General features: G+C 42.6%; 7 protein-coding genes and 7 tRNA genes. 1 reads left to right on the plus strand and 13 read right to left on the minus strand.

Annotated elements, in window-relative coordinates; all coding sequences use genetic code 11:
* Positions 1–172: 172 nt before the first annotated feature.
* The 11 genes from DWX61_RS14120 to DWX61_RS14170 form a co-directional block, all read right to left on the minus strand.
* Entirely contained in the window at positions 173–904 is a 732-nt protein-coding gene (locus DWX61_RS14120; RefSeq protein WP_021650251.1) for a histidine phosphatase family protein, read from the minus strand.
* A gap of 94 nt (positions 905–998) precedes the next feature.
* A complete protein-coding gene (locus DWX61_RS14125) occupies positions 999–1,403 on the minus strand; it encodes a metal-dependent transcriptional regulator (RefSeq protein ID WP_118625944.1) in 405 nt (134 codons plus the stop codon).
* Positions 1,404–1,480: 77 nt separating this feature from the next.
* On the minus strand, positions 1,481–2,065 hold the full coding sequence (locus DWX61_RS14130) for a TetR/AcrR family transcriptional regulator (protein ID WP_118625946.1): 585 nt from the start codon (positions 2,063–2,065) through the stop codon (positions 1,481–1,483).
* 146 nt (positions 2,066–2,211) lie between these two features.
* Entirely contained in the window at positions 2,212–3,255 is a 1,044-nt protein-coding gene (hydE, locus tag DWX61_RS14135) for a [FeFe] hydrogenase H-cluster radical SAM maturase HydE (protein ID WP_118625948.1), read from the minus strand.
* Between the two features lie 158 nt (positions 3,256–3,413).
* Entirely contained in the window at positions 3,414–4,166 is a 753-nt protein-coding gene (locus DWX61_RS14140; protein WP_118625950.1) for a tRNA threonylcarbamoyladenosine dehydratase, read from the minus strand.
* Positions 4,167–4,381: 215 nt separating this feature from the next.
* A tRNA-Leu gene (locus tag DWX61_RS14145) sits at positions 4,382–4,465 on the minus strand.
* Positions 4,466–4,489: 24 nt separating this feature from the next.
* Positions 4,490–4,562, minus strand: a tRNA-Val gene (locus DWX61_RS14150).
* Positions 4,563–4,571: 9 nt separating this feature from the next.
* Positions 4,572–4,645: transfer RNA gene (locus DWX61_RS14155), tRNA-Asp, on the minus strand.
* 24 nt (positions 4,646–4,669) lie between these two features.
* A tRNA-Ile gene (locus DWX61_RS14160) sits at positions 4,670–4,743 on the minus strand.
* Positions 4,744–4,747: 4 nt separating this feature from the next.
* Positions 4,748–4,820 (minus strand) — tRNA-Thr (locus DWX61_RS14165).
* A 54-nt stretch (positions 4,821–4,874) separates the two neighbouring features.
* Positions 4,875–4,946: transfer RNA gene (locus DWX61_RS14170), tRNA-Glu, on the minus strand.
* A gap of 301 nt (positions 4,947–5,247) precedes the next feature.
* On the opposite strand from DWX61_RS14170, the gene DWX61_RS14175 reads away from it, so the two are divergent.
* Positions 5,248–5,814, plus strand: coding sequence for a flavodoxin family protein (locus DWX61_RS14175; protein ID WP_118515110.1), 567 nt, complete (start codon positions 5,248–5,250; stop codon positions 5,812–5,814).
* Positions 5,815–5,969: 155 nt separating this feature from the next.
* On the opposite strand, the gene DWX61_RS14180 is transcribed toward DWX61_RS14175, so the two are convergent.
* Positions 5,970–6,860, minus strand: coding sequence for a ribokinase (locus DWX61_RS14180; RefSeq protein WP_118515112.1), 891 nt, complete (start codon positions 6,858–6,860; stop codon positions 5,970–5,972).
* A 94-nt stretch (positions 6,861–6,954) separates the two neighbouring features.
* Positions 6,955–7,027 (minus strand) — tRNA-Asn (locus DWX61_RS14185).
* Positions 7,028–7,046 lie beyond the last annotated feature (19 nt).

Here is a 7,046-nt window from a genome sequence, read left to right on the forward strand (position 1 = left end):
TCTTAAGAGCTTCTGTTCTCTTAAGATGTTTATATCATACAGGATAAATGTGAGAGAAATTTGTACAATTTCTAATAAATTTATAAAATTTATTAACGAAGTCTAATCATTTCCCAAAATAATCCTGCTGTTCATTATTTTCTATGGTTATTACAACCATTTCTTTCGCTTTTTAATCGTGTCTCTGCTCTTTGTTATCATATGTCTCACAGAATCTGGCAGCAAAAGCCGGCGGCTCCTGATGCGCATACAGATGAGAAATATCTCCAAAAGAGCTCATGCGGAAGGACGCGATCCCTTTTCGCCTCTCCTCTGTAACAATGGTGCTCACCGATGACGGCGCCGCACAGAAATTCTGCAGCATCACCAGCGGAGAAATACTGAGAAGATAGCTGATGAGTACACAGCTTACACCGAAATGGCAGAAAAACACAAGCGTATCTTCATTGGCTTTTTCAGCTCTGTAATAATGTCCTTCCCGCACATAGCCATGCTCTGCCAGAACTTTATCAAAATTCTGTGTAACCCAATCATACTCTTCTTTCATTTTTCCCTCTCGCAGGATGTCATTATCCCACCAGCGGTCAAAGCTGTAGAAATTTTCGATCTTCGTCCAGTCCTGGGGAAGCCAGTCCCAGGGAATGATCTTTTCCCCATGAAGATCCGGTCTTCTGATCTTTACATCGAATTCTCTCAGCCACTTGCATTCTGTAGCTGTTCTTCCGTTTTTCTTCAGCGTGCAGGATGCGGTATCCTTTGCTCTTCCAAGCGGAGAAACATAAAAATCCCTGACATCAAGAGCTGCGATCTTCTCAGAAAGAAATTCCGCTTCCTTCCAGCCCTTTTCGGTCAGGGAATCTATTGTGTAATCCGGGTCTCCATGTCGTATAAAAAGTAATTTCATCTTTTGGTATCCTCCATTTCATAACCTGGATTTCCATTATATTCTTATTTTTTCAGTTGTCAATTCCTGATATCTTCTGCTGCAGGGATCAAACCTAATCTGCGGTTTCTCCATGGAGCACAGCCTGCTGCTCCCTCAGCTCATAAACTGCCTTTTTCAATGCCAGAAAGCTCTCCTCACTGATTATATGCTCGATCCTGCAGGCATCATGAAGCGCTGTTTTTTCCTGGACTCCCAGCATCATCAGCCAGGAAGAGATCAGCTGATGACGTTCATATACCTTATCGGCAATCTTATGTCCATCCTCTGTCAGACGGATATCTCCGTTGTCAGCTACTGTGATGAGATTTTTCTGACGAAGATTCTTCATGGCAACACTGACACTCGGTTTCTTAAAGCCCATCTCTGCCGCGATATCCACAGCTCTTACAAGAGAGCTCCTGTTTCCAAGGATCAGGATCGTCTCTAAATAATCTTCAGATGATTCATTTGATCTCACGTTATTTACACCTCCCTCGGTTTGTCAAAACTAACCAAGTTAATCATAACATACTTCGGGAGAATGAGCAATGGTTTTTACTGCTTTCTGTTTAGTTCTGCCTCAATTGCCAGAAGGCTCTGGCTGGAGCATATCTGCAGAATTCTGGAAATTTCCAGGAGTTTTTCCCTGGAGCAGTTTCCCCGGAGCAGTTCACAATATCCCTGAAATTTCATCTGTACCAGGATATGTACCAGCTCGTGATCAACTTCTTGTCCACATTCCTTTTGAAAACGTTCATTAAGGATCTGCTCCATTTTCGTGCAGGCATCCTCACGGAAATTCTCATATCTGGTACCTTCAGCTCCATCCATGAGGATTTTTGCGATATCCTTGTTTTCCCAGATAAATTCCATAAGTATCCTGTCATATTCTTCCGGATGCAGTTGTTTTTCCTGATCCGTAAAGTCTCCCATGATCCGCTTCAGATCCTCTGCCGTCTCTTCCACGATTTCTTCAAAAAGAGCTGCTTTACTTTCAAAGAAGAAATATAGCGCTCCCGTAGTCACATCTGCTTTTTTGCAGATCGCACGAAGAGAAGCCTTCAGAAATCCCCTGTCTCTGAATTCTTCCTTCCCCGCTTCCAGAAGTCTGCTCCGCACAGCATTTTCTGATTTTTCCATATTTTACGCACTCCATCATTATTCCTGCATTCCGCTTTGCAGGAAAATTCCACTTATTTCTGACTAGTTGTTAATATTTTAGCAATCTGGTCTTACTTGTATTTTACCTTAAATCGCTGAAAAAAGAAAGTATTTTGTGCCCAGTGTCAGTCTGTCATCGGGGAATCTCCACGATCTGTAACGATTTCATAACCTACAGACTCCACACGTCTGGCAAGACACCCTCTGCACTCTGCTGCTTCCTCGCCTGTACAGATCTTGTTATCATAAAGTTCATACTGTTTACGGTTCTTCACCGGAGAAAGATTGGGCATTACTACATTTGCACCCGCCTGAAAACCTTTTTCCCTGCCTCTGGGGTCCAGTGTCCCCAGTGCTGTGGTTGCCGGAAGAAGTACCTGTGGAAGCATGATCCGGATGACAGACAACAGAAACAGTGTCATATCCACACTTCCTGCCGGTTCCTCTGCAAATTTCGTATCATGGTGCGGGATAAATGGTCCGATTCCCACCATATGCGGATTCAGGTCTTTAAGAAAAACAAGATCTTCCGCCAGATACTCCAGCGTCTGTCCAGGCGCACCTACCATAAATCCGGCACCTATCTGATATCCCAGTTCCTTCAGGGTATAAAGACACTGTTTACGATTTGCAAGACTTAAACTCTCCGGATGAAGATAACGATAATGTTCCTCGCTGGCCGTCTCATGACGGAGTAAATAGCGGTCTGCTCCGGCATCTTTAAACCTCTGATAGCTTTCTTTTGATTTCTCCCCAATGGACAGCGTGATCGCGCAGTCCGGATATCTCTGTTTGACGGACCGAATGATGTCAACCATCCGGTCATCATTAAACCATGGGTCTTCCCCTCCCTGGAGCACAAATGTCCGAAATCCCAGCTCATAGCCATTCTCGCAGCACTGCAGGATTTCCTCCTTCGTAAGGCGGTAACGGCTGGCATTCCTGTTAGAACGGCGGATTCCGCAGTAATAGCAGTCATTTCTGCAGTAATTGGTAAATTCTATCAGACCTCTTGTATATATTTTGTTTTCAAAATATTTTTTCTGTATACGGACAGCCTCTTCCCGAAGCAGACGAATCGCATCCGGATCCTGATATAAGTGCAGAAGTTCCGGATATTCTTCCTTTGTCAGCTGTCCTAATTTTATAAATTTTTCAACGATCCCCATACTTTATCTGTCCTTCTCTTTTATTTACAAAACTATCTGTAAAAAATATTTTATCACAAAAAAACAGATATTGCACAATATAAGTATACATGCAATATCTGTTCTTACAGAATGGTTACTGTTCATTCCGTTCTCAATAACACAGAATGATTCAATTTTTATTTAATAAGATCCTTTACAACCTCACCGGCAATGATCAGTCCCACTACGGAAGGCACGAAGGCATTACTTCCCGGTACCTGACGTCTCTGGGTACATTTTCTTTCTGTTTCCGGAGGACAGATGCAATGAGACTTGCAGCTGATCGCCATATCATCAATTGGAGTCATGGGCTTCTCCTGTGAGTAAACCACCTTCAGTTTTTTGATCCCCCGTTTTTTCAGTTCACGACGCATAACCTTTGCAAGGGGGCAGACAGACGTTTTATAAATATCTGTCACCATGAAACCTGTCGGATCCATCTTATTTCCGGCCCCCATAGAGCTGATGATCGGTGTTCCTGAAGCCTTTGCCTGCTCTACGAGCATCAGCTTTCCGGTTACAGTGTCGATCGCATCGACTACATAATCATACTGGGAAAAATCAAAGGAATCCGCTGTCTCCGGCACATAAAATGTTTTGTGGATATTTACAACTGCATCCGGATTGATTTCAAGAATACGTTCTCTGGCCACATCAACTTTATATTTTCCTACGGTCTTTCTTGTTGCGTAAATCTGACGATTGATATTAGTGAGGCATACTTTGTCATCATCAATGAGATCCAGGGTACCTACGCCACTTCTGACCAGTGCTTCCACCGTATATCCGCCAACACCGCCAATTCCGAATACTGCGACTCTGGAATTTTTCAGCTTTTCCATTCCTTCTTTTCCGATTAATAATTCTGTTCTTGAAAACTGATTCAGCATTTTCTGACCTCTCCTTATATTCTTTCCATGTATATTTATACCGACAACGGATATTTTTTTATATCTGTCCGATTCGTTTTACAACTGTCAGGATTCTATCATGGGAAAATAGCCTTGTCAATATCCCTACTAATAAGCTAGGAATATTTTCCCGTTTTCATCAATATATTTTATGACACAAAAAAAGATCCCTGAAAAAGGAATCTCACTGATACTGCGGGTAGCCGGACTTGAACCGGCACGGAGTTGCCCCCGAGAGATTTTAAGTCTCTTGTGTCTGCCTATTCCACCATACCCGCATATTCAATTAATTTGTTCAAAAATGGGGCCTATAGGGCTCGAACCTATGACCCTCTGCTTGTAAGGCAGATGCTCTCCCAGCTGAGCTAAGACCCCAAATATGAACGACCCAGAAGAGACTCGAACTCTCGACCTCCGCCGTGACAGGGCGGCGCTCTAACCAACTGAGCCACTGGGCCATACAAAATATAAAACTTTTAAAATGGACCTTCGGGGACTCGAACCCAGGACCGACCGGTTATGAGCCGGTTGCTCTAACCAACTGAGCTAAAGGTCCAAAAAGCCGATGATCGGACTCGAACCGATAACCTGCTGATTACAAATCAGCTGCTCTGCCAATTGAGCCACATCGGCGTATTAAACACCAAATGTTGAATCGAGTCAATGAATATCCAGTTTAGTTTTAAGTGACTCCAAGGGGATTTGAACCCCTGTTACCGCCGTGAAAGGGCGGTGTCTTAACCGCTTGACCATGGAGCCATATTTCTTTTTTGTGTTTCGCTGTTTTGTATTTCCCTCAGCGACGAATTAAATAATACCATACCTTTTTTATAATTGCAAGCTTTTTTTTGAAAAATTTCAATTTTTTTTACAAACCTGCAAAACTGGCCTCAAGCCCTTATAAAATGCGGAAGTTTTACTGTTCACTCCGTGATCCACAACACGTTTCGCATTGTAATTCTCGTTTTTTCATCATCTATGAGCATCCTTCAAGAGATTGACTTTATTTTTTGTACGTATATAATGATGTTAAAAGAATTTTGAAAGGATGATCATTATAATGAAGGTTTTATTACTGAACGGCAGTCCGCGCAAAGAAGGCTGCACCTATACAGCACTCACAGAAGTTGCCAACACTTTAAAAAAGAATGGTATTGAAGCTGAGATCTTCCAGGCTGGAGATCCTTCCCGCGAAAATGTCACAGCCGCAGCTGAAAAAATGAAAGAGGCTGATGCTCTTGTTGTCGGCTCTCCTGTTTACTGGGCTTCCCCATCCGGACAGATCATGGAATTTATGGATAAATTTGCTTCTATGGCAGGAAAATATATGGTCCACAAGCCAGCCGCAGCTGTTGCTTCTGCAAGACGCGCCGGCACAACTGCAACTCTGGACGTTCTGACTAAATATTTTACATATCATCAGATGCCGGTAGTCTCCGGAAATTACTGGACAATGGTTCATGGTAATACCCCGGATGAAGTCCATAAAGATGAAGAAGGTCTTCAGATCATGCGTACACTTGGCAACAACATGACATGGCTTCTGAAATGTATTGAAGCCGGAAAGAACGCCGGTATCAATGCTCCGGAAACTGAAGAAAAGATCAAGACTAATTTTATCAGATAGTTTTATCGGGAGACTATTTTCCCTTATTATAGTAGTATACAGCGTAGCGAAGATTCACCATTCGCTGCGCTGTATTATTTTTCATCTATATTTTCAACATGGTCCTATTACATTTTATAATTATGACACGTCCAATATTTATACTGCCATAATTCTTATTCCCTCTCCAGTGCCTCCATAACCTCATTCCGCATTGGCACAGATGCTGCTGCTCCTAGCCTGGAAACAGCGATTGAAGATGCTTTTGCGGCCATTCTGAGGCCTTCTTCCGGGCTCATTTTTTCCAGAACAGACGCGAGGAAATAGCCGGTAAAAGTATCTCCGGCTGCCGTAGTATCAACAGCCTTTACCGGAAAAATCCCCTGTCTGTATATACCTTTTTTATCCTGATATACAGCCCCGTCTCCTCCAAGTGTCAGTACTACAGAAGCATCTGGATACATCTGACTGAATTTCTTCAGAATCTCATCTGGTTCTTTCTCTCCTGTGATCTGCTCACCTTCAATTTCATTCACAAGAAACAGGGAAATCTTATTTAGATCGCATTTATCCAATTTATTGTTATAAGGAGATGGATTGAGAATGATCTGCATTTCTTTCTCGCTGGCTTTTTCTATGATGTAGTCCAGTTCGCTGATCTCATTCTGCAAAAGCAGCATATCTCCCTTATCGAAATGTGAAAGGACTTCATCTACAAATTCTTTCGTAATGCTCTGGTTTGCGCCACCATAGAGCAAAATACAGTTCTGACCATTCTGATCTACCTGTATCACTGTATGTCCACACGGACCTGAAATCTGATGGATAAATTCGGTATTTACATGATTATCACGGCAAGTTTCCAGCAGAATTTCTCCACCATCTCCGATCAATCCTGCATGATAAACCGGCACTCCTGCCTTCGCCAGAGCAATAGACTGATTCAATCCCTTCCCACCACAAAAAATCTTACGGTCAGTCGATGCCTGTGTCTCGCCCGGTATCAAAATACTATTTACCTGATATACATAATCCAAATTCAGCGATCCAAAATTCAAAACCTTCATTAAAACCCCTCCTTCTGATTTTATCTGCATTATCTTCTATTCTTTATTATACAAAAAAATCCTGCAAACATAAAGTTTACAGGAAATAAAAAAACTCCCCCTGTTGGACTCGAACCAACGACACTGCGGTTAACAGCCGCATGCTCTACCGACTGAGCTAAGGAGGATTACTAAAATATTTAATTT

It is taken from the genome of Ruminococcus sp. AF20-12LB, from assembly GCF_003478985.1.
GTDB lineage: Bacteria > Bacillota > Clostridia > Lachnospirales > Lachnospiraceae > Blautia_A.